Source organism: Anaerobacillus sp. 1_MG-2023, from assembly GCF_030547345.1.
GTDB classification, from domain to species: Bacteria; Bacillota; Bacilli; order Bacillales; family Guptibacillaceae; genus Guptibacillus; species Guptibacillus hwajinpoensis_B.
In genome coordinates this window covers 63,569-84,606 of the sequence record NZ_JAUORD010000001.1, presented here as the reverse complement: position 1 = coordinate 84,606, position 21,038 = coordinate 63,569, and the positions used below count along the sequence as shown (strand labels likewise).

Below are 21,038 nucleotides of genomic sequence, written 5' to 3'. Positions count from 1 at the left end.
TAATTATACCATTTTAAAATGGTATCAAAAAGATCAGATAAGCTTTTGGGAAAGGAGAGAGAATCAGACTTGGAACGAGTGAAGACATGGAACGTTTATTATTTAGCCTATCTTTCATTGGGGTTGATTTGGGGCACGAATTTTCTGTTTATGAAATGGGCTGCCGTTATCATTACTCCGGAACAAATTGTCTTTCTACGCATACTGGCAGGGCTCATCCCAGTCCTCAGTTATGCCCTTATGACGAAACAAATGAAGTTTAAGCACTTCAAATATGTTCATCATTTTTTTATGATGGCGATACTGGCTACGGTCGTCTATTTCTATTGTTTTGCGAAAGGAACGTCTCTATTAAACTCCGGTATTGCCGGGGCTTTGAGTGGTTCGATTCCATTATTTTCAACGCTGATAACGTTTCTTATATTAAAAGAAGAAAGATTATCAAAACGAAAATTAGCAGGAGTGTTTGTTGGGTTTATAGGTGTTTTACTTATTGCCAAACCCTGGGTAAATGGGGAAGATGGTCTTGATTTAAGTGGTGTATTGTACATGACAATCGGATCACTAGCCGTTGGGATTTCTTTTGTTTATGCGAAACGATTCTTATCACATGTCAACATTTCACCAGCAGCGCTCACAAGTTACCAAATGATACTAGCTCTATTGATTCTTGGAATATTTGGCGACCTAGGAGGAATAAGTGATATAAAAACAGACACAGGTGCGCTGCTTGGGGTGATCATTGGTCTTGGGATTGTTGGAACAGGACTTGCTTATATATTGTATTATGTGATCGTCAATAAGTTAGGTGCAGTGGTTGCGTCAACGGTTACCTATATTCCTCCGGTGGTAGCCTTATTTATCGGTTTATTTCTTGCGAATGAAGTCATTTTGTTAAGTGACTGGGGAGGTATGGTTGTTATTTTGGTAGGTGTTTACCTATTAAATAAAAAATCAATAAAAGGATAAGACGATTGTTTGGAATCAACTTCTTTGAAATGGTATGTTGAACGTAGAGTGGCTTAACTATAGGAGGTACATATGAATATTCTTTCAGGACAAGAAATCGAACAGAACCTATCTATGCAAGAAGTAATCGAATCGATTGAAGCGTATTATTTAACAGAAGAAGACCAGAGTGAAGTGACACCTGAACGAATGCATGTAGAAGATGGGGACAATACGTTTCTACTTATGCCCTCCTTTTATGGAAACTACCAATCTGTGAAGCTGGCGGGCGTTGCTCCTGACAATTGGAAGCATGGGAAAGAAACGATTCACGGAATGATGATCTTAAATGATCGCAAGACCCTTGCGCCATTGATGTATTGTGATTTTATGAAAATCACAGCTCTTCGAACAGGAGCATTAGGTGGGCTTGGAATGAAATACTTATCAAGACCAGACGCGAAAACACTTGGCGTCATTGGCCTCGGTACGCAAGGATGGAGTCATCTTCAAGCAGCCATGGCAGTTCGACCGATTGAGAAGGTGTACGTGGCAAATCGAAGCAAAGAAAAAGTATCGTCATTTATAGAAAAAGCTCAAGAATCGTATCCTTACTTAATTGTAGAAGAGGCTTCGATTGAAACGTTAGTCCTACAGTCAGACATTGTCGTCACAACGACAACATCAACGAATCCTGTGCTACCTGAACTTGAAGCTTCAGAGTGGGACGGTAAATTGGTAGTGGCAGTTGGATCCTTTAAACCAACGATGCAGGAGCTTCCGGATTCATTTCTCAAGTCTGTTGACGCTCTGTATGTTGATACGCGAAGAGGCTTTCATGAATCTGGCGATTTGATTCGTGCGCGGGAACTCGGCAGACAGGAGTCTGATTCTCTGGCGTTAGAAGAAATCATTCAACAAAATCATCGACCAGACAACCTGAATGAAAAAGGACTTCTCTTTAAAACAGTTGGCATCGCGATTTTTGATTTGATTGTGACGAAGACGCTGTATGAAAAGATGAATTCGAAGTGATGATGAGAGCGACAGTGCCAGGAAAGGTACTATCGCTTTTTTTATACTATCGTCGTTAAGGATAAGAATTGAGCAGTGGCTTCCTATAGTGATATGATGAAAAGAATTAAAAATTTCGAAAAATATGGTCGGTTATGGAGGTTATACTATGCAACAGATTAAGCAAATCGGCACTCGTTTTTACTACCAAACGCCCGTAGCCGATACGGATCGACCGATTCTCGGGATGGTAATTGGAGATAGAAAGTCTCTGATGATCGATGCTGGGAATTCAGAGGACCATGCTCGTTATTTTCTAAAAGAGCTATCGGAAAAAGGAATCAAGGAACCAGATATGGTCACGCTTACTCATTGGCATTGGGATCATATTTTTGGACTATCGGTGCTTAAAGATGCTGTCTCCTTATCCTCCCATCAGACGAAAGAGGAAATTAGTAAGCTTATTCCGTTAGGATGGTCTGATGTTGAGTTGGATGAGCGGGTGAAAGAAGGCACTGAAATTGAATTTTGTGCAAATGCGATTAAGAAGGAATTTGTGGGTTCTCGAGATATTACCATTACGCTACCAGATATAACGTTTGGAGAGAAAATGGAGATTGATCTTGGTGGTGTCACATGTATTCTTAAGCCAGTTGGGGGCGATCACGCGGCTGATTCGGTTGTGATTTATATGAAGGAAGAGAAAATCCTATTTCTTGGAGACTGCTTTTATCCTGATATTTTTTCAGAAAAAGTCAATTACACTGTTAACACAACAACTCGACTCCTTGATCAGTTAGAAAGCTTTGAGGCAGAATGGTTCATCTTATCACACGGGGAGGCAATCTCTAAGGAGGATTTTAAGAACGAAGTGAACCTTTTACGTGCTGTTGCTTCTATTACTGAGGAGTGCGACGGTGATGTTACACGGATGCAAAAGTTGTATGAGCATAACGTTGGCAGAGACTCACACGAAGAGGAGCTTGAAGTGATTCAAGAATTTGCTAACGGGTATACGATGTAAAAAGCGCTAGTTGGAGTGACTTTCTTCAAAGAACGGAGTGAGATGTATGGCAATCATTCATGTAGAAAATGCTTATTACACACGTGAGAAACAGATGATTTTATCAGATATTTCTTTTTCGGTAGAGAAAGGACAGCATCAGGCCATTGTCGGATTAAATGGATCAGGTAAAACGACGCTACTTCAGTTAATTCACGGCTCGATCTGGCCCCTACTTCGATATGATCCCATCGTTGAAGTATTAGGGCAGCGTCTTGGAAAAACTGATTTGAATGAACTTAGAAAATCTATTGGCTGGGTGAGCAACGCTTTCACTGAGCGTATTTCTCCCATGCAGGAAGTAACAGATGTTGTGATTAGCGGGAAGTTTGCCTCAGCTGGACTTTATGAGCAGGTGACAGAAGAGGATGAATCGCAAGCGATGAAGGTGATGCAAGAATGGGGGATTGCTCATTTACGCGGCAAACCTTTTCGAATTTGCTCTCAAGGAGAGAAGCAGAAAATCTTGATTGCAAGAGCGTTAATGGCTTCTCCAAAGCTTCTTATTCTAGATGAACCGTGCAACGGACTGGATCTGTATTCACGCGAACAGTTATTAGCTCAGGTTGAACGACTTGGAAAGAAGAAAGAGGGTCCAACCATATTGTATATCACTCATCATATTGAAGAGATTTGTCCCGTATTCACTCACGCTATGATTATGGAAAATGGTCGAATTGCAGTGAATGGCAAGAAGAAAGATGTGTTAACAGCTGAACATCTTAGTAAAAGTATGGGCGTCCCTTTAGAAGTGACGTGGAACAGAGAGCGGCCTTGGGTTCAGGTGATTTCAAATGAGATGAAGCCAGCTTATCCATCTACATAAGGACCGTGTATCTCAAGAAATGTCCAAATTCAATCATTGTCAAAAGGAGGAATGTATTGAAGGATTTTGATTCGCTAACGCATAAAGAAATCGCGATTCGATATACGGTATTGACGCTGTTTCTATCGTCTACGATTTTTATAGTGGATTACGACCTTTCACTGTAGTCATATGTCATATGCATGCTGCTATCGATATTTGGTATTGCGGTGAACTTGTTGAAATGGAAACGTGGAAATAAAGTTAACGTCACATCTAAAGATCATGTCATTCGCTCCGGTGTTTTTTCTTTCACGGCTTTTCTCTTGTTGGTGCTGCCTTTTGACTACTCCGTTTGGTTGATGAATCTTATGATTCTATCTCTTGTCATGGCCAATGCGATTGATTTCATGCGCATGCGGAATAGGATACTAGAGGGGGCAACGTGAGGGATAAAAGACCTGAATCATTTGGATTATTTTTCATGAAGATTCCTGGTGTTATCGCCATTCAGTTAATTGAATGATGATAATTTTCTAATAATATATTGACTTTTATTCGAGCACGAGATAACATTTGAACCAATCATTGTCATTTACAATTTGATAGCAATATTTCTTATCAAGAGAGGTGGAGGGACTGGCCCTATGAAGCTTCGGCAACCGATGAGATGATTCTTCATCTCATACTGTGCCAAATCCAGCAGGTTTATCCTGAAAGATAAGAAGACTGGCTTCGTACTTACAAACCTTTCTTCTTATATTTTAGAAGAGAGGTTTTTTGTGTTGAATGGGTTAGGGGGAATGCAGACGAATTTATTTACGCTTAATTCCGAGTAAACTACTTTCATTACATTGAATTAAAAATGAGTATTGTGAGGTGGATTGTATTGCAGTTACAGGTTGTGAATAGCCCTTTTGACAATGAACAAACGGAGCTTTTAAATCGTCTCTTACCAACATTAAATGAGACGCAGAAAATATGGCTGAGCGGATATCTTTCCGTACCAGGAAGCTCTGAAGCTGCGGCAGCTACTGAGACGGTTGCTCAAGGTGTTTCTGCTTCAGAAGCATTCTCGAAACAAGAAGCAAAAACACGTGAGCTTACGATTTTCTATGGCTCACATACTGGCAATTGTCAGTCACTAGCGGAATCTTTCTTTGAGCGATTGGAAAACGAGAAATTCAACGTTACCCTTTCATCGCTTGATGATTTTAAGCCAAAGTCGCTTAAAAAAGTAGAAGATTTATTATTGATTACAAGCACCCACGGAGATGGCGATCCTCCTGATAATGCGTTAAGCTTCCATGACTTTGTTCAAAGTAAGAGAGCCCCTGAATTAGAAGGTCTCAGATTCTCTGTCTTATCACTTGGTGATAGCTCCTATGAGTTTTTCTGCCAAACCGGGAAAGATTTTGACAAGCGCTTTGAAGAATTAGGTGCAACAAGGCTTTATCCTCGTGTAGATTGTGATCTTGATTTCGAAGAGCCGGCAGAAGAATGGTTCGAAGGCGTGACGGGAGTATTGAAAGAAGATCAGTCTACGAGAGAATCGACTTCTGAAACAAAACCTGATGAGTCGAGTCAGACGTATTCCAGAACTAATCCATTCAAAGCCGAAATTCTTGAGAATGTTAATTTAAATGGACGTGGATCGAATAAAGAAACGCGGCACATTGAGCTTGATCTTGAAGGATCGAACCTTGAATATGAGCCGGGTGATAGCCTTGGTATTTACCCGGAGAATGATACTGCTCTTGTCCGTCAGCTAATCGATGAAATGAACTGGAAGCGAGAAGAACAGGTTACGGTGAACAAACAGGGTGACGTTCAGCCACTTGAAGAAGCTTTAACGAAAACATATGAGATTACGAGTCTCACAAAGCCATTGCTCAAGAAGGTCGCAGAGCTGACATCAAGTTCTGAACTTAAGCGCATGGTTGAAGCGGAAGGCGAAGAACTAAAAACATACCTTTACGGTAGAGATTTAATTGATTTGGTGAAGGACTACGGACCGTGGACCGTCTCGGTACAGGAGTTCGTAAACGTTCTGCGCAAAATTCCGGTTCGTCTTTATTCGATCGCAAGCAGTTCAAACGCAAATCCAGATGAAGTTCATCTCACAATTGGCGCACTAAGGTATGATGCACATGGTCGAACTCGTACGGGCGTATGCTCTGGCCAATGCGCAGAGCGCTCACAAGCGGGGGATACACTCCCAGTATTTGTGCAGCGAAATCAAAACTTTAGACTTCCGGATCATCCTGACACCCCTATCATTATGATAGGCGCAGGCACTGGCGTAGCTCCGTACCGGGCATTCTTACAAGAGCGAGAAGAAAGTGGCGCAAGTGGAGAAACGTGGCTATTCTTTGGTGAACAGCATTTTGTCACAGACTTTCTTTATCAAGTCGAATGGCAAAAATGGTTGAAAGATGGGGTGCTTTCGCGAATGGATGTCGCCTTTTCACGTGATACAGAGGAGAAAGTTTATGTTCAGCACCGCATGCTCGAGCGAAGTAAAGAACTATATGAGTGGCTTCAACAAGGTGCGCACGTCTATGTATGTGGAGATGAAAAGTATATGGCAAAAGACGTTCACGTGGCACTTGTTAATATTTTAGAGCAACAGGGGAATTTCAGTGAGTCAGAAGCAGAAGCTTATCTTGCAGATCTACGAAACGCGAAACGCTACCAGCGCGATGTGTACTAAGCGCATCAGGGAAGGAGATTGGTCATGTCGAATAAGACGGTAACAGAAGACGGCAAACCGAGTGAAATGGAGAAGATTAAAGACGAAAGTGATTACTTACGCGGCTCGCTTGTGAAAAGCTTTGCGGATCCCATCACCGCTTCCATCCCAGACGCAGATACTAAACTATTAAAATTTCATGGGAGCTATATGCAGGACGATCGCGATATTCGTCAAGAGCGAAAACAGCAGAAGCTTGAGCCAGCTTATCAGTTTATGGTTCGAGTGCGACTACCTGGTGGAGTAGCTACGCCAGAACAATGGTTAGTAATGGATGATCTTGCGAATCAATACGGAAATGGAACGCTAAAGCTAACAACGCGCCAAACGTTCCAGATGCATGGGATTCTGAAGTGGAATATGAAGAAAAGCATTCAGGCGATGGACCGAGTTCTCATGGATTCTCTTGCGGCATGTGGTGACGTGAATCGTAATGTGATGTGTAATGCCAATCCATATCAATCGGATATTCATGCCGAGGTGCATGGATGGACACGGAAGCTAAGCGATGATCTTCTACCGAGAACGAGAGCGTACCATGAAATCTGGTTAGACGAAGAAAAAGTACTTGATCGAAAAGAAGAGGAAATTGAGCCAATGTATGGTCCGCATTACTTGCCGAGAAAGTTTAAAATCGGTGTCGCTGTTCCACCATCAAACGACGTGGATATTTTCTCACAGGATCTGGGGTTTATTGCAATTCTTGAAGATGGCAAGCTCCAAGGATTTAATGTCGCAGTAGGCGGTGGCATGGGCATGACGCATGGGGACACAAGTACGTATCCTCAACTGTCCCGTATCATTGGTTTCTGTACACCTGAAAAGATTGTTGATGTTGCTGAGAAAATCATTACAATTCAGCGGGATTATGGCAATCGCTCAGAGCGGAAGAACGCTCGCTTCAAATATACGATCGATCGAAGAGGACTCGACTGGGTTCGGAACGAATTGAATAATAGACTGGGTTATGAACTAGAAGAAGCTCGTTCTTATCATTTCGATCATAATGGTGATCGCTATGGATGGGTAAAGGGTGATGGCAAGTGGCATTTAACGCTCTTTATCCAAAATGGTCGTATTGTGGATTTAGAAGATTATCAGATTATGACAGGACTTCGGGAGATCGCAAAGGTTCACGAAGGGGATTTCAGACTAACGCCGAACCAGAATCTCATCATAGCGAATGTATCAGAGGAGAAGAAAGCAGAGATTGATGAACTTGTGGCAACATATGGTTTAACAGATGGAAAACAGAATTCAGCACTGCGCCGTAATTCGATGGCCTGCGTGGCGTTCCCCACATGCGGCCTAGCGATGGCAGAAGCAGAGCGTTATCTACCTTCTCTCATTGATAAGATTGAAGAGATCGTGGATGAAGCGGGACTGAGAGAAGAAGAAATCGTGATCCGCATGTCCGGTTGTCCAAATAGCTGCTCACGCCCTACGCTTGGGGAGATTGCCTTTATTGGGAAAGCACCTGGTAAGTACAATATGTACATGGGAGCAGGGTTTGTTGGGGATCGTCTCAGCAAGCTTTATAAAGAAAACATTGGCGAAGAAGAAATTCTTGCGTCATTAAAACCGATTCTATTTAACTATGCGAAAGAAAAAGAGGAGCATGAGCATTTCGGTGATTATGTGATTCGAGCAGGATATGTGGAAGAAGTGCGATCAGGACTTGATTTTCATAGCTAGTTATGACGAAATGAAGCCCGAAGTTCATCACGTGTGAACTTTGGGTTTCAACACGTCTTTCATTAAATCGTTGGAGGTGCTTTAATGCCGTACAGTATGGTTTCTCATTTATCATGTCCAAAGTGCAACGAGACTTATGATTCAGATACGATTCAACAGCTTTGTATTTGTGGTTCACCACTTCTTGTCGAATATGACCTTGATGAAGTGAAAAAGCATCTTACGAAGGAAATGATAACCGGAAGAGAACAGTCGCTCTGGCGCTATCATGAATTACTTCCTGTTAAAGAAGAAAAGAATAAAGTAAGTTTCGAAGAAGGGATGACGCCTTTCCTGCCACTACCATCCCTTGGTCAGAAAATGAATCTCTCAAACTTATACATAAAAAACGAGGGAATGGTGCCAACTGGTTCATTTAAAGCTCGGGGAGCGGCAGTCGGCATTTCGAAGGCGAAGGAGCTTGGCGTTCAGAACCTTGCGATGCCAACAAATGGAAATGCAGGAGCTGCCTGGTCACTTTATGCAGCAAAGGCTGGGTTGGAAGCTCATATCGTTATGCCTGTTGATGCACCTGAGATTACGAGAAAAGAAGTGAGTATTTCTGGTGCTCATCTTTATTTGGTCAACGGGTTAATAAGTGACGCTGGTAAAATAGTTGGTGATCTCGTGAAAGAGCAAGGATTTTATGATGCATCTACCCTAAAAGAGCCCTATCGCATTGAAGGAAAAAAAACGATGGGGTATGAAATAGCGGAACAGCTGAATTGGGAGCTTCCTGATGTGATTCTTTATCCAACAGGTGGTGGCGTTGGTCTTATCGGGATCTATAAAGCGTTTCTTGAGCTTCAAAAGCTTGGTTGGATTAAGGGTCAAAAACTTCCAAGGTTAGTTGCTGTGCAATCGGAGGGGTGTGCCCCTATTGTGAAGGCATTCGAAGAAGGGAAAACGGAGTCTGAGTTCTGGGAAAATTCAACGACGCATGCATTTGGTATAAACGTCTCTAAAGCGATCGGAGACTTTCTTGTGTTGGATGCGATCTATCAAACAGAAGGGTGTGCCGTTACTGTTTCTGAAGAAGCCATTCGAATATCTCAGCGAGAAGTTGCTGCGTTAGAAGGGCAATTCATTTGTCCTGAAGGCGCGAGTACATTCGCTGCTGCGGAAAGATTAAGGGAACGAAATTGGATCAAAGAAGATGAACAGGTCATTTGTTTAAACACAGGTGTTGGTATTAAATATCCAGATGCTTTTGAAGTAAATGTTAAAACAATGGAGACGAATGAAAGAATCAACGTCTAGTCTCATCGTTTAGCCTTATCAAAGCTAATGCACCACTCTGAGATTTCCTTAGAGGGGTGCATTTCTATTTAAGCTAAATATTGTTTTGAAGTGAAAAATTCTTCTTCCATTAACACGTAAGGGTGGGTTTCCATCAAAATGTTAATGAGGTAATCTGGCATTCTTTCTCCATCGTATGCACAAATAAGAGGGAAAGAAAGGTCGTTTACTGCTTCGTCTACAATTTTTTCGAAGTCTTCTATAAGGTGAAGAGGCTCTTCCATCGAGGCCCATTCCACATGTGCCCATGAGCGGAAGGAGAGATTAGATTCCACATAAGGTTGAACGGTCTTTTTGAAATATTCATGAATGGCAGGAGGGTGATAACTGCCGCTAGAAAAGTAAAAGTCGAAGCTGTTCACTCTGTGGACAAACTTCATTTCGTTAGCGGTTAACCTTGACGATAATTCTTTCTCAATCATCGGATACAGGCGGTCATTTTCGATTAAGATGACATAATCTCCGTTTGCGACCCCTATTTCAGTATAACTAACGACTTGTTCCAGGTAATTCTTCACCCCATGGTAGGCATAAAGCACATGAACACTCCTCTGCTCCTCGAACAACTGGTTCATCTTGCTAGTCAAGTGATCACCCCTTTGTTTTCTTCTACCTTTATTTTACTACAATTCTTCGAATAGATATATGGTGTTATGAGTAGGTTTGGGGTTTTCATTTCGATAGGAATGAGAATAATGGTACGAAATGGAAACAAGCCAGATACTGTGTGAGAACAGGATCTGGCTCTTATCATTTATTTCTAATCAATTGGATCGACGGATTTTCCGTATCGAAGAACATCGAATACTGCCATCCCATCACTTGGTCTTCCATTGTCATTTCGGAAAGGCATAAGTGAGAAGAAAATGAAATAGATAGAGAAGTATGTGAACTGGTAGAAAAATAGCGTAACAGGTATTGTGTTCGAGATGATTAAATAGTTAATAATTAAAATCACGATGAGGTTGAATAGACTGCCACCTAAATAGATTGCAACGTGTGCCCACGTCTTATTGTAGGTTAATTCTTCGTATTGGCACCAACCTTCCATGAAATACTTTCTTCTAATTTCCAGAGGTCCTATATGAAACAGTGTACGTCCTGTACCGATGCAAAATTTCACCTTACCTCCAAACAGCCGCGCTATGAGCACGTGACCTGCTTCATGAATAAGAGTGACGATAGGAAGAATTATGAAGAAATTCACAAAGAACATTGGAATATCATTTAAAGTAAACATGGTTATACCTCCGAGATGTAAGTATCAATGCTAGTTCGGTATGACTATAAAGAGGAACGTTCCCGGTTTACCCGTTTCCTAACTGATTTTCGATAAGAAACATGAAACGGTAATAAAAGAAATACTCTTGATACATTTTTACTTATAAGTTCATCGCGGTAATAAGCTTTCGAAGTTTGCCCTTGTTGAACAAGAGCAAATAAAAAGGAATTAGCGAATGAGCGGAGTAGATATAAAGTGAAAGTAATGAAAAGAGGGGGGATATTGATGTATGAACTGAAAACGAAAGAAACGGATAATAGTGTGATTGAATTCATTGAAAGCGTTGATCATCCAAAGAAGCGAGAAGATGGCTATCGTTTGTTAGATCTTTTTACTGAAACGACAGGGTATGAAGCGAAAATGTGGGGACCAAGTATTATTGGATTTGGAAGTTATCATTATAAATACGCTACGGGGCATGAGGGGGATGCACCGCTCGTTGGATTTTCTCCTAGGAAGGCTAAGATTAGTTTGTATCTCGCTCAAGGAGAACCAGAGCGCGAGGAAGCTTTAGAACGATTAGGCAAGCATACAACAGGGAAGGCCTGTGTTTATGTAAATAAGCTTGCGGACATTGATCTTGGTGTATTGAAAGAGCTTATCGATCAGTCAGTCGATTATATGCAGAAGCTCTATCCGCCTAAATAAAGAAAAGCCGCTCCCTAGAGGGGGCGGCTTATCTGATCAATGATGGTGATTTTCTACATTCTTAGGGTAATCTGCTTGTTTCGTTAGCGTATTGATTTCATCATCACTAAGCTTTCCTACAATAAACTGCTTCTTGGGCATTGCGCGGAGTTCGCCAGCTGAGATCTGCGTTTGAACGTAATAAAGACCTTCCTCTTCGAAATGCGTTGTTACCGTATAAAGATTATCCTCGCTTTTTTCTGCTTGAAGGACTCTAGTCGTATTCTTACTTCCAGCTTTCCAAATGTTGAAAATCACTTCTGCTGGTTGTTCGTCATTAGTTAATGTTACTGCAAGCGTGAAGGGTGTATTTAATGTTAATTGTTCTGGTAATTGAATATCCGCTTGAAGGACGGGATTTGTTGTATCTTCGGTTGCAGTACAAGCAGTAATTAAAGTTAAACAGAGGAGCATAGACAATGTAATGTTCTTCATGCCGTTTCTCCCATCTTCTAGTGAATCCACGCTTTTAATGGCGTAACGAGTGGAAATATAAATTTGTCGAGTAAATAAACGATGATAATGGATAGGCCGACGAGTGGCATAATGACGCCAAGAACGATCATAATCGCAAACACAGTCCGAGTTGTTCGCTTATCTATGGAACTTCTCGGCGCACCTGAATGACCAGTAGGTTTCCGCTTACGCCACATGATGAACGAACTAATTACTACACCGATTAATCCAATACAGACAATAAGTCCAATGATTTGATTCATAAGTCCAAATAGTCGACCTTCATGGAGAGCTATACCAAGCGTGATTCCTTTGGCCATTACCCCATAATCAGAGAAACGAACATCGGCAAGGATCTCTCCTGAATATTGATCAACATGGAGGGTGGCATTGTCTCCTGGTTTCGTGTGAGAAGTTGAGACGGTATAGACACCAGTTTCCCCTTGAGGCATTGAGATCGTGTAAGGTTTTTCAATACTTTCTTCATTTGCTAGAGCCGTCATTTCTTCTAGTGCCAGCGGAACATATCCGCTTAACGCAGATTCCGGAACAGATACGTTCTCAGCTGCCCATGGGATGTCCTCGGCAACATCTTTTGTTAATGTAAGAGAGTCAGGTTTCTCCCCAAACGTAAAGGGGGGATAACCAGTATTTGTTGATGTCGCAACGCGATTGATTTGTTCTCCCATTACACCTGACCATGGAAGTCCTGTTGCAATTAAAATAACGATAAAAATCGAGAGCCAAAAAGCAGGGACAGCATGAAGGTCGCGCCAGAACGTTCTGCCTTTACTCTTGAATCGTGGGATAACCGTTCCAAAAATCGAGGCTTTCTTTCTTGGCCACCAGATGTATAAACCAGTTAAGAGAAGGATAACCGCCCAGCAAGCGGCTAGCTCAACGAGTCGATTAGCAACCGTTCCTCCAACAATTAATTCGCTATGTAGTTTCTTGAAGATTTCCGTGAATTTCTCTTCATTATTTAGTGAACCAACAATCGATCCACTGTATGGATTTACGAAGACAGAAGACAGTTGTTCATTCTCCATTAACCCAATTTCTACGGTACGGGTAGGATCGTCATAGAATCGAATCGAAGTAACCGTTCCACGTGGATTGGCTTCTGTTACATTGTTCACTAATTCAGTTGGGGCCATCGCAGTACTTTGAGCTTCTACATAATACATATCTTGATAAAGCATTGTTTCAATTTGTGGTTTGAAAAGATAAACCCCTCCGCTAAACGCCAGGATTAAGAGAAATGGGGCGAAGATAATACCTGCATAGAAATGCCATCTCCATACTGTTTGGTAAAAAGAAGCTTTCTTCTTTTGGTGAGATCGTTTTTCCTCTTTATTTACGTGTTGCTCTACTTTGACTGCTTCCATGTAACGACACCTCTTCAGTTTTTATGACAGCAGGACGTTCCTTCCATTTCTCGTACGATCTCCTTAATGGCCTTCTCAAAAGTATATACTTCTCCACCGAATCCGGATTGAAACTGTTTGGCGTGTTTCAAAGAGTCAAAAGCCATCACTTGAGGCTGGCAACAGTTAAGATTTAGCTCAGCATTCAACAAATACGTAGCCACTTTTGCGCTAATCGTGGTGTCTTTCAAAAAATCTTTACATATAATTTGAGAGACTTCCTTCTCAATATCTCGATAACGAAGAAGACCACAGTGAGCACAGCATGTATGTTCAATTTGCTGGTTGTGCTTGATGAGCTGTACAGATAAACGTGTACTTACATGCTTGAGGCAGTAAGCGCATACATCAGATGGAATTTCTGTACGTGTTTTCAGTGCAATGCCGTTGGCTGTTTTTTCAACCTTAGATTCTTCGATGAGCGGTTTAATATCTCGATAAACTGTCATTTCAGAAACGCTTAATCGTTTGCTAATGTCCGAGATTTTAAGCGTACCTTCTTTCTCAATCCATGTTAAAATTTGTTGCTTTCGTTCAATTGGTAGCATTCTGACACCATCCTTCGTAAGATAACATTAGTAGTTAATTTTGGATTACTTTATTAGATTAGTTGATTTCATTATTTGAATCAAGATCATTTTTGATAATAAATGTGAATTTTTGTTGGAAAATCACAGAGCCCCTCGATAATCCGAGGGGCTCTGTCTACGATATTATAAAAACGTTTTCTCATCTAACCACTGACCCATTCGACTGAAGGGCTGTCTGGAATAGGAAGAATTGTTTTCATTCGGAGTGCAAAAAGCGTAATAATCAACTTCATCAATAAACGTGATTAAACGAATGACGGCATAAAGAAAGGCAAGTGAAGATCCAATTGCAAAGCTGAGTCCGTACCCCTCATAGCCCAATGGTAGAAAGACAAAGGAGAGAGTGAAATTTAAGCCAAAGAATAAAATCGAAGTGATCATTGCACCTTTTCGATCTTCAAAGTATAAGAGGATTAACGTGATAACTAACACCATTGCATTTGAAAAGGCACCAAGTGTCGTGAATCGGAAAATAGAAATGATGGTAGATTCTAATGCAAGTGAGCTGAGAAGATAACCTGCTGTAACGACGACCAAAAGAGTGAAAACGCCCTGACTTCGAAATAAGCGTTCCATCTCCTGTTTCAGAACCAATTGCATACTTGCCTTCGCTCGCTTGATTTGCTGCAAAGTACCGCCTTCGTTGATATAGCCATAAAAAACGCGATAGCGCTCATAAAATCGCGTTTCGACAGATACAACAAAGATAATCAATGTTGGAATGATCGTTAAGTATGACCAGAAGATTGCTGTGTCGTATGTTCGATTGTAAATAAACGAATCTACTAACGTAGAACTTCCTTCTCCAAACCAAATGACCCAGTTGCACACCCAAATACCGATATTGTATAAGAAACCAGTCCAAAAGAGAGAAGGGAACCGATCAAAATAGCTTAAATAGTTAAATTGCCTTTTCATTTCCCTCTCAGGAAAAGTCATTAGCATCGACATCAGAAGACCAAACAACGTAACGATCATGCCGATTGTAAATCCAATAAGTAAGAATAAACTAGATGCGTGCTCAAAACTTGGGAGGCGGTCAATGTTTACACTAATAAGATAGACAAGACCAACTGAAATGGTGGCTCCGATTAGAAAACTATATGCAACTGCTTGATAGAATTTAGCCGCGCTTAAAAATAGAAAAAGTACCCAAATTAAATTAATCGTAATAAATAATGAGAAAATCACAAGCTCAAACACAAAAGGTAAAGGCGAGACCCAGATAAAGATCAGCCAGGCGATTGTCGCAATGAGAAGTGTAAATTTCGTCATCCCGATAAATGTCGCAAATATCTCTTTGAATTTTTTTTCGTAGAATAGGTCTGCAACATATCTCGTGACAACGAGCTGTTGAATCCCAAGAATCACTTGTGAAAAGATAAAGCAATACGAGACAGATAAATTGAAAATGCCTCGCTCTTCAAGCGTTACAATAGAAAAGTAAGAGGTTAACCACTGAATAAGGGCGATCGTGACGATAACGATAAGCCACGGTCCTGAAGTGACGAGGCCGGCAAAAGCATAAGCTTTTAGGCGTGATGAAAAGTAATCTTCTTGAAATAGCTTTTGTAATTTAAATCCGATTCCGGCCATATTCAGCACCTCTCCTTTCATATAAGTCAACATATTGATCGATAAAGTGATGCACTTGATAAAATGTTTTGGCGCGGTTTTGGCCGTTACGCCCAAATTTCTCCGCTTCGATGGGGTGATGATAAAACCACGTGCAATATTCTGCGATTTTCTTAGGATTAACAGGTGGAACGACGAATCCGGCGGGGCCATAAGGATCATTTTCACGGCCATATATTAGCTCAGAGCAAGACCCTACGTCTGTTACAATCCATGGAATCGCAGCAGCCATACCTTCAAGTACGGCTAAAGGTTGCCCCTCTGAAATGCTTGTTAACAGACACAGATCAAAGTTTGGTAGATAGTCGATAATGTTAACTTTACCAACTAGAAAGACGCTTTGATTGAGTTCATGCTGGTCGATTAACTGCTGACATTCAGCTGCGTATTCTTCTTCTTCGTCAAGTGGGCCCATAATTGTTAGCTCGAACGGAGTCTCGGTTTCTTGTAATAGTTTAGCAGCGTGGATCATCGTTTTAATATCTTTAATCGGAACGACTCGTACGATTGCCCCGATGCGTAGTACTTTATTATCTCCCTGTATTTTTTTAATACCTGATAAGCGCTCATAGTGAATGCCGTTTGGGATAACCGATCGTTTTTCTGATGCTGCTCCAAGTTCATTTTGAAGGTCACTGTTTTTATCAAATAAGGTAATGACGTCATCAGCTTCTTCATAAGCCTGTTTTGAAAGGTGATGGAAGAACGAAATCCAACGTTTTTTATAATAATCTGGAATCCAGGAAGCTTGCAGGATCTCTTCTTCTCTTTCTCTTGAATAAATGCCATGCTCTGTTAAGAGAAAAGGAATGTTCTGCTGCTGCTTGATTGCAGCTGAGATCAGTCCGGCATAACCAGTTGAAGCAGAGTGAACCAAATCGACTTCAGGAAAATCGAATTGAAGTAATTCTAAAATCGGCGTGTACATACCGCGCCACATCCAGAAGTAATCAATAAAGGAGCCAGTTTGGCTTTCCTGTTGATAACTTTCTTGAACCATATTCCAGAAAAGTCTGCTAGAGAAAAAGCTGTTCGTTCCACCAAGCTTTGTCGTAAAAACATGAAGTGCCTCTGGTGTAACCTTGCGAAACATCATCCAATCCGTCAGGGCCTCCTCTTCGAAAGGGGTGAGCTGGATCTTTTGTTTACTGTTCGGTTGTTTCATATTTAAAGGTAAATTCGTAATACCTGTTATGTTAGATGGTAGTTCATATCGATAGTCTTTTTCTGTAAGCTGAGATGGTGTGATCGCAATGATTTGAAATTCAAACTGAGGCATACGATTAGCAATCATATGCACCCAGCTTGCGACACCACCACTTACGTAAGGGTAGCTTCCTTCGACAACAATTCCGATTTTCATGATGTAACATCCTTTATAAGTAAGTCTGCTTCAGGTTTTGTAAGAGTGAGCTGGTAGAGAGAGCCCTCTTTACTCAATAAGCTCACTTCTCCATAAGGGAAAGAACCTGTTTCAATTCGTTTACCTTGCTGTACTCGAATGAGCATTGTGGAAGGATTTAACAGGTCTTCTCCAGATACATGAATATAATCTTCTTCATACGTCACATCAATGCTTGCTTCCTCATATTTTTTGTATTTCAATAAACCATTATGTTGTGTTAAAGGTTCAAGGTATGGGTAGAAATCATTTGTTTTCTTTAACATAGCTTCAAGGTTTGTTTTCATACCCTCCCAGCCATCTCCCGTGGATCGTGCGGGGTCTAGCACATCATCTGGGTGAACAAAATGGGACACCATGCCAAAGTTCGCAATGGCATCAATTTGGATAAATTGATCTTCTTCAGATTCAAGATACCCACTAGAAATTCTTGGGAAGTTATATAAGCGATCGTACGACTCGTCTTGTCCAAATTCCTGGATATAGCTACCATCCTGATCGGTTCCTGAATAGAGAGCAGCGATCACCTCCAAGTGAGGGAGACTTTCCACAAGCGCAGCTATGCCAGTTTTATTAATAATATTAGAAGGAGGGACGTAGCTTTTAATTTGTTCTTTTGGGAAGAAATAATCGAATGAAGATTTGATGCGCTTGATTCCGACGGTCATTTCTTCCTGACTTTCCCATGGAGAATAGCCAAGTTTAGGATCGATTGGTTCGTTATCTAGAACAAGTGATTGATGGTTATACCCATGTAAGCCTAGCTCTCCATCATGCTTCAATATGTCTCTTCCAAAATTCAGCATTGGATAGCGGATTCGCTCATTGAGGTCTTCGCTAGTTTGTTCGGTTGTATCACGATACGTTCCAATGATTACACCTGTGTATAATACATTGTAATCCTCAGCAAGCTGTTTCATATCCTGCCACCAAACATTCGTGTAAAATTCTTTAATCGTCATATCATATTTATTTTGAATGGTGTCGGTTGTTTCATAAGGAACAGGGGACGGGAAGTCATCCAGATACACCACTTTAATACCGGCCTGACTGCTGACAAAAGCTGGGGTGAGGAACGACATAGCTTGTAGCAATAGCCCCCGAGAAATTTTTTCGGCAACGGAAGTAGTATTCCAGAATAGGATTTTTCCTTTCCCAAATTCATGTGTCCACAAAATAGGTTCGTCCTCGACTTTAATGAATACTTCTGAAGTTTTCTTAAGTTCCACATCGGCAATGCTATGGGCGAATAACGTAGAGCTGCTGTCTAAATCTATATAACCTGGAAACAGTTCTTTTTTAAATGAAAGGCCGTTATAGCCGTCCATAAAATCTCCAAAATCAGTTACGCCAAGAAGCTCATTCCATTCGGCATTAATAAACCGAGAACCTATATAAAGTCGTCCTCCATCCTCGACGAACGATTTAATTTCTTCATAAGGCCAGTCTTTCGAGTGTTCTCCTGCTAGGACGAGGACATTGTAAGGAGAAGCCTCGATGGAAGGAATCTCATCTATCGAAATGGGCTCGTAAGCTACTTTGGCATAATCAAGAGCATGTTGGAGATTTGAGAGAACCGATTTCGATAAGTCGCTATCATCTTCATGGATATATATTTTCATCTTTTCTCCTTTCAACTCGTTGGATGAGGAGCTCATTGTTGCGTAAGAAACCTCTTTCGATTCCTTTGCAGGAAGAAGTTGTTGAAAGAGATCAAGACGAAGCATTTGTAAGCCACCAATAAAGATGAGAAGAAGAACAAATATGGCGATCACATATTGATACGATTGCTTTTTCATTCTGCATTTCCCCCAAGTTGTTTTAGGACAAAGTGTTGTTTGTCAGGTATTTTCCATTCTGGTACGTATATTTCTATCGCATTGAGAAGGGGTCTGATCATCGCCCAATTCCGCTTTCCGTAATAGTATTCAATTAATTTAAAGTAGCCTTCTGGTTCATTCTGAAAGGCCTCGGTCATGTATGTATACGTTTCGATAGCTTTTTCTTCATCACCCATCTCTAAATAAAGATCACCAAGATAAACATATCGCTGCGTATCATTTGTTGGGTTTTTTGTTTCATTTTCTAGTAAAGTAGCATATTCTTTCTGCACGTTACGAAGTGAACTATCTTCAAGTAATCCGCTTTTTATATAACGCTCGTACACATCAGCAACCTTTAGAAAGCTACTTTCATCATGAAGACGGTAAAGATCTTTCGCTTTCTGGAGTTCTTTCTCATACCGATCAAGAAGAATGTTCATCGTGGCCGCCGCGTAATGAACGGTTTCAGAATCGCTATTATTTAAGCCAAGGTTTAAATATTTTCCTTGATTCGTAATGTTTGAATTAATGAGACGGACTATTAAATCTTTTCTAGTAGTATGTTCATGATCGTTAAGTGCTTCCGTTAACGGGACTAAGTCAAGGCTAGTTGCTGCTTCATGACGAAGCGATTCCAGGTTTAAAACATCGAATGACACATATTCTCCGTAGTCAACGAGCATTTTATCTGACACCCAGCGTTTCGCTAAGAGCCACGAAATGACTCCGAAAAGCTCACCAATCAGAGGTAAAAAGCAAGAAACGATAGCAATCCATGTAATTACACCATGATGGTTTTGATCCACAACCCGTTTTAACAGAAAGGATAAGATGAACATGAATATCGCATGGATAATATAAAGAAGGATAAGAGGATAGAATAAATTATCCAACATGCATGCCACCCTTTTCGGTTAAGGCTTTCTTGATTCGGTGTTTGACAATTTCTGCATTTTCCGGAGCTGTTCCAGGTAATAAGAAAGAGAAAATGTTTTCTGATGGATCATATCCCATAATGTCAATTTCTCGAAGATAAGACCTAAGAATGATCTCAGCTTCAACAGGTGTAATACGATCGAATTTAGCAAAGTGAACGTGAATAACACTATAGGATTGATCAAATTCCTCGTTTCGTTTCTTCTGTATTTGCACCTTATGATCAAAGGCTTCTTTGAAATAAATATTTGTTCCCTGGAACATCTTTACTTTCTCTTCTTTCAGTTCAAGCTCAGTTGCTTTTTCAATCCTTGATGACATCCAATCAAGGACAAGCGACATGATTTGAATTTCATAAGTTGTTAGTTTAGCAAAATCAACTTGATAGATAACGAGTACTTCTTTGATCTGGTTATCATAAATAATTGGTCCAACTAGAACTGGGGAATTGTTCTCATCTTCTATCGTTCGAAGTGTGATCGTTTTATTACGGAAGAGGCGTTTGTAAACCGCCGAATCTTCTTCAATAAAAACCGTTTGCGGAAGATGGTTGGAGTCGCCCTTTCGAATGTGAAGGCGTAAAGTTCTTTTAGAAGAATCCAAATGATAGATCGCTAATTCTTTCGCTTTAAAGAGATTCGAGATAATCGTAATGGCTTCATTTCGAATTAGTTCAGGTGATGATTGATCAAGTGCCTTCCCCACTTGATAGATACGTGTCAGACTATGTTCAGATTCCAGCATTTTTTCTTGCATCGTTTTCTGAGAATGTTCTAGTAGTTTAATAGCTTCAGTTAATTGTTCATTCTCATCTTTTAACTCATCGTGACGATAATGAAGGCTTTCATATCGTTCCTGGAAGGATGTACTGTATAAGCCACAAATGATGGCTAATAATAAGGTGAATAAAATCCATGAGGCTTCACTCGTATCATAGAAAAGCAGGTATATATCTCCTCCGTTAAAGCCGATGGCCATCATATGATAAATAAGGGCTAGAAAGAAGCTAAGCAACCCCATTGTTAATCCATACCTTAAAGAGAAAAGAAGAACAAAGAAAAATAATGGATCAAGCTCCCAGGTAGTTAAGTGAAGCTGAAAGAGTTGGTCACTAATACCGATAAGTGCAATAACAATAATGACCTCAACCAGTTTCCTTAGCGTGTTTTTCTGTGTGTAAATCAT

General features: G+C 40.8%; 19 protein-coding genes and 1 riboswitch. Of the genes, 9 read left to right on the top strand and 10 right to left on the bottom strand.

Annotated elements, in window-relative coordinates:
- The first annotated feature begins 78 nt into the window (after positions 1-78).
- The 8 genes from Q4550_RS00425 (at position 79) to Q4550_RS00390 (ending at position 9,576) form a co-directional block, all read left to right on the top strand.
- A complete protein-coding gene (locus Q4550_RS00425) occupies positions 79-969 on the top strand; it encodes a DMT family transporter (RefSeq protein ID WP_303530451.1) in 891 nt (296 codons plus the stop codon).
- 72 nt (positions 970-1,041) lie between these two features.
- Positions 1,042-1,983, top strand: coding sequence for an ornithine cyclodeaminase family protein (locus tag Q4550_RS00420; RefSeq protein WP_303529327.1), 942 nt, complete (start codon positions 1,042-1,044; stop codon positions 1,981-1,983).
- A 148-nt stretch (positions 1,984-2,131) separates the two neighbouring features.
- Positions 2,132-2,986, top strand: coding sequence for an MBL fold metallo-hydrolase (locus Q4550_RS00415; protein ID WP_303529326.1), 855 nt, complete (start codon positions 2,132-2,134; stop codon positions 2,984-2,986).
- A 46-nt stretch (positions 2,987-3,032) separates the two neighbouring features.
- On the top strand, positions 3,033-3,851 hold the full coding sequence (locus Q4550_RS00410) for an ABC transporter ATP-binding protein (RefSeq protein WP_303529324.1): 819 nt from the start codon (positions 3,033-3,035) through the stop codon (positions 3,849-3,851).
- Positions 3,852-4,069: 218 nt separating this feature from the next.
- Positions 4,070-4,279, top strand: a complete 210-nt coding sequence (locus Q4550_RS00405; protein ID WP_303529322.1) for a hypothetical protein — start codon at positions 4,070-4,072, stop codon at positions 4,277-4,279.
- Between the two features lie 166 nt (positions 4,280-4,445).
- Positions 4,446-4,557: riboswitch (SAM riboswitch) on the top strand.
- A gap of 162 nt (positions 4,558-4,719) precedes the next feature.
- A complete protein-coding gene (locus Q4550_RS00400) occupies positions 4,720-6,543 on the top strand; it encodes an assimilatory sulfite reductase (NADPH) flavoprotein subunit (protein ID WP_303529321.1) in 1,824 nt (607 codons plus the stop codon).
- A 24-nt stretch (positions 6,544-6,567) separates the two neighbouring features.
- On the top strand, positions 6,568-8,277 hold the full coding sequence (gene cysI, locus Q4550_RS00395; RefSeq protein ID WP_303529320.1) for an assimilatory sulfite reductase (NADPH) hemoprotein subunit: 1,710 nt from the start codon (positions 6,568-6,570) through the stop codon (positions 8,275-8,277).
- An 84-nt stretch (positions 8,278-8,361) separates the two neighbouring features.
- Positions 8,362-9,576 (top strand): threonine synthase, encoded by a 1,215-nt coding sequence (locus Q4550_RS00390; RefSeq protein WP_303529319.1) that lies wholly within the window; start codon positions 8,362-8,364, stop codon positions 9,574-9,576.
- 68 nt (positions 9,577-9,644) lie between these two features.
- On the opposite strand, the gene Q4550_RS00385 is transcribed toward Q4550_RS00390, so the two are convergent.
- Together Q4550_RS00385 and Q4550_RS00380 are read right to left on the bottom strand one after the other, a co-directional pair.
- Entirely contained in the window at positions 9,645-10,202 is a 558-nt protein-coding gene (locus Q4550_RS00385; RefSeq protein WP_303529318.1) for an MEDS domain-containing protein, read from the bottom strand.
- A 173-nt stretch (positions 10,203-10,375) separates the two neighbouring features.
- Complete coding sequence (locus Q4550_RS00380; RefSeq protein ID WP_303529315.1) at positions 10,376-10,855, bottom strand: site-2 protease family protein; 480 nt, start codon at positions 10,853-10,855, stop codon at positions 10,376-10,378.
- Positions 10,856-11,122: 267 nt separating this feature from the next.
- Here Q4550_RS00380 and Q4550_RS00375 point away from each other — a divergent pair, with 267 nt between their 5' ends.
- Positions 11,123-11,545, top strand: a complete 423-nt coding sequence (locus Q4550_RS00375) for a DUF1801 domain-containing protein (RefSeq protein WP_303529311.1) — start codon at positions 11,123-11,125, stop codon at positions 11,543-11,545.
- A 36-nt stretch (positions 11,546-11,581) separates the two neighbouring features.
- Here the strand turns inward: Q4550_RS00375 and Q4550_RS00370 are convergent, their stop codons facing one another.
- The 8 genes from Q4550_RS00370 to Q4550_RS00335 all read right to left on the bottom strand — a co-directional run bounded on the left by Q4550_RS00370 (position 11,582) and on the right by Q4550_RS00335 (position 21,038).
- A complete protein-coding gene (locus Q4550_RS00370) occupies positions 11,582-12,019 on the bottom strand; it encodes a FixH family protein (RefSeq protein ID WP_303529309.1) in 438 nt (145 codons plus the stop codon).
- Positions 12,020-12,036: 17 nt separating this feature from the next.
- Positions 12,037-13,428, bottom strand: a complete 1,392-nt coding sequence (locus Q4550_RS00365; RefSeq protein WP_303529306.1) for a PepSY-associated TM helix domain-containing protein — start codon at positions 13,426-13,428, stop codon at positions 12,037-12,039.
- A gap of 14 nt (positions 13,429-13,442) precedes the next feature.
- Positions 13,443-14,015 carry a DeoR family transcriptional regulator gene (locus Q4550_RS00360; RefSeq protein ID WP_303529303.1) on the bottom strand — a complete coding sequence of 191 codons (573 nt, stop codon included), beginning with the start codon at positions 14,013-14,015 and terminating at the stop codon, positions 13,443-13,445.
- 165 nt (positions 14,016-14,180) lie between these two features.
- Entirely contained in the window at positions 14,181-15,653 is a 1,473-nt protein-coding gene (gene pelG, locus Q4550_RS00355; RefSeq protein ID WP_303529300.1) for an exopolysaccharide Pel transporter PelG, read from the bottom strand.
- The gene (gene pelF, locus Q4550_RS00350; RefSeq protein WP_303529296.1) at positions 15,634-17,055 is read right to left on the bottom strand and encodes a GT4 family glycosyltransferase PelF; all 1,422 of its coding nucleotides are present in this window, start codon (positions 17,053-17,055) and stop codon (positions 15,634-15,636) included. The genes pelG and pelF overlap by 20 nt, the downstream gene beginning before the upstream one ends.
- Positions 17,052-18,893, bottom strand: coding sequence for a DUF2194 domain-containing protein (locus Q4550_RS00345; RefSeq protein ID WP_303529293.1), 1,842 nt, complete (start codon positions 18,891-18,893; stop codon positions 17,052-17,054). Before Q4550_RS00345 ends, pelF begins: the two co-directional genes overlap by 4 nt.
- Complete coding sequence (locus Q4550_RS00340; RefSeq protein WP_303529291.1) at positions 18,890-19,813, bottom strand: hypothetical protein; 924 nt, start codon at positions 19,811-19,813, stop codon at positions 18,890-18,892. The genes Q4550_RS00345 and Q4550_RS00340 overlap by 4 nt, the downstream gene beginning before the upstream one ends.
- Positions 19,803-21,038 carry a GAF domain-containing protein gene (locus tag Q4550_RS00335; protein ID WP_303529289.1) on the bottom strand — a complete coding sequence of 412 codons (1,236 nt, stop codon included), beginning with the start codon at positions 21,036-21,038 and terminating at the stop codon, positions 19,803-19,805. The genes Q4550_RS00340 and Q4550_RS00335 overlap by 11 nt, the downstream gene beginning before the upstream one ends.

Excerpts from the sequence above, each read along its gene's own strand:
- Q4550_RS00415 (WP_303529326.1), top strand. The coding sequence starts at position 2,132 with ATGCAACAGATTAAGCAAATCGGCACTCGTTTTTACTACCAAACGCCC.
- Q4550_RS00410 (WP_303529324.1), top strand. The coding sequence starts at position 3,033 with ATGGCAATCATTCATGTAGAAAATGCTTATTACACACGTGAGAAACAG.
- Q4550_RS00365 (WP_303529306.1), bottom strand. The coding sequence starts at position 13,428 with ATGGAAGCAGTCAAAGTAGAGCAACACGTAAATAAAGAGGAAAAACGA.
- Q4550_RS00335 (WP_303529289.1), bottom strand. The coding sequence starts at position 21,038 with ATGATTTACACACAGAAAAACACGCTAAGGAAACTGGTTGAGGTCATT.
- Q4550_RS00370 (WP_303529309.1), bottom strand. The coding sequence starts at position 12,019 with ATGAAGAACATTACATTGTCTATGCTCCTCTGTTTAACTTTAATTACT.
- pelF (WP_303529296.1), bottom strand. The coding sequence starts at position 17,055 with ATGAAAATCGGAATTGTTGTCGAAGGAAGCTACCCTTACGTAAGTGGT.
- Q4550_RS00380 (WP_303529315.1), bottom strand. The coding sequence starts at position 10,855 with ATGTTTACTTTAAATGATATTCCAATGTTCTTTGTGAATTTCTTCATA.
- Q4550_RS00420 (WP_303529327.1), top strand. The coding sequence starts at position 1,042 with ATGAATATTCTTTCAGGACAAGAAATCGAACAGAACCTATCTATGCAA.
- Q4550_RS00340 (WP_303529291.1), bottom strand. The coding sequence starts at position 19,813 with ATGTTGGATAATTTATTCTATCCTCTTATCCTTCTTTATATTATCCAT.
- Q4550_RS00360 (WP_303529303.1), bottom strand. The coding sequence starts at position 14,015 with ATGCTACCAATTGAACGAAAGCAACAAATTTTAACATGGATTGAGAAA.
- cysI (WP_303529320.1), top strand. The coding sequence starts at position 6,568 with ATGTCGAATAAGACGGTAACAGAAGACGGCAAACCGAGTGAAATGGAG.
- Q4550_RS00345 (WP_303529293.1), bottom strand. The coding sequence starts at position 18,893 with ATGAAAAAGCAATCGTATCAATATGTGATCGCCATATTTGTTCTTCTT.
- Q4550_RS00375 (WP_303529311.1), top strand. The coding sequence starts at position 11,123 with ATGTATGAACTGAAAACGAAAGAAACGGATAATAGTGTGATTGAATTC.
- Q4550_RS00390 (WP_303529319.1), top strand. The coding sequence starts at position 8,362 with ATGCCGTACAGTATGGTTTCTCATTTATCATGTCCAAAGTGCAACGAG.
- pelG (WP_303529300.1), bottom strand. The coding sequence starts at position 15,653 with ATGGCCGGAATCGGATTTAAATTACAAAAGCTATTTCAAGAAGATTAC.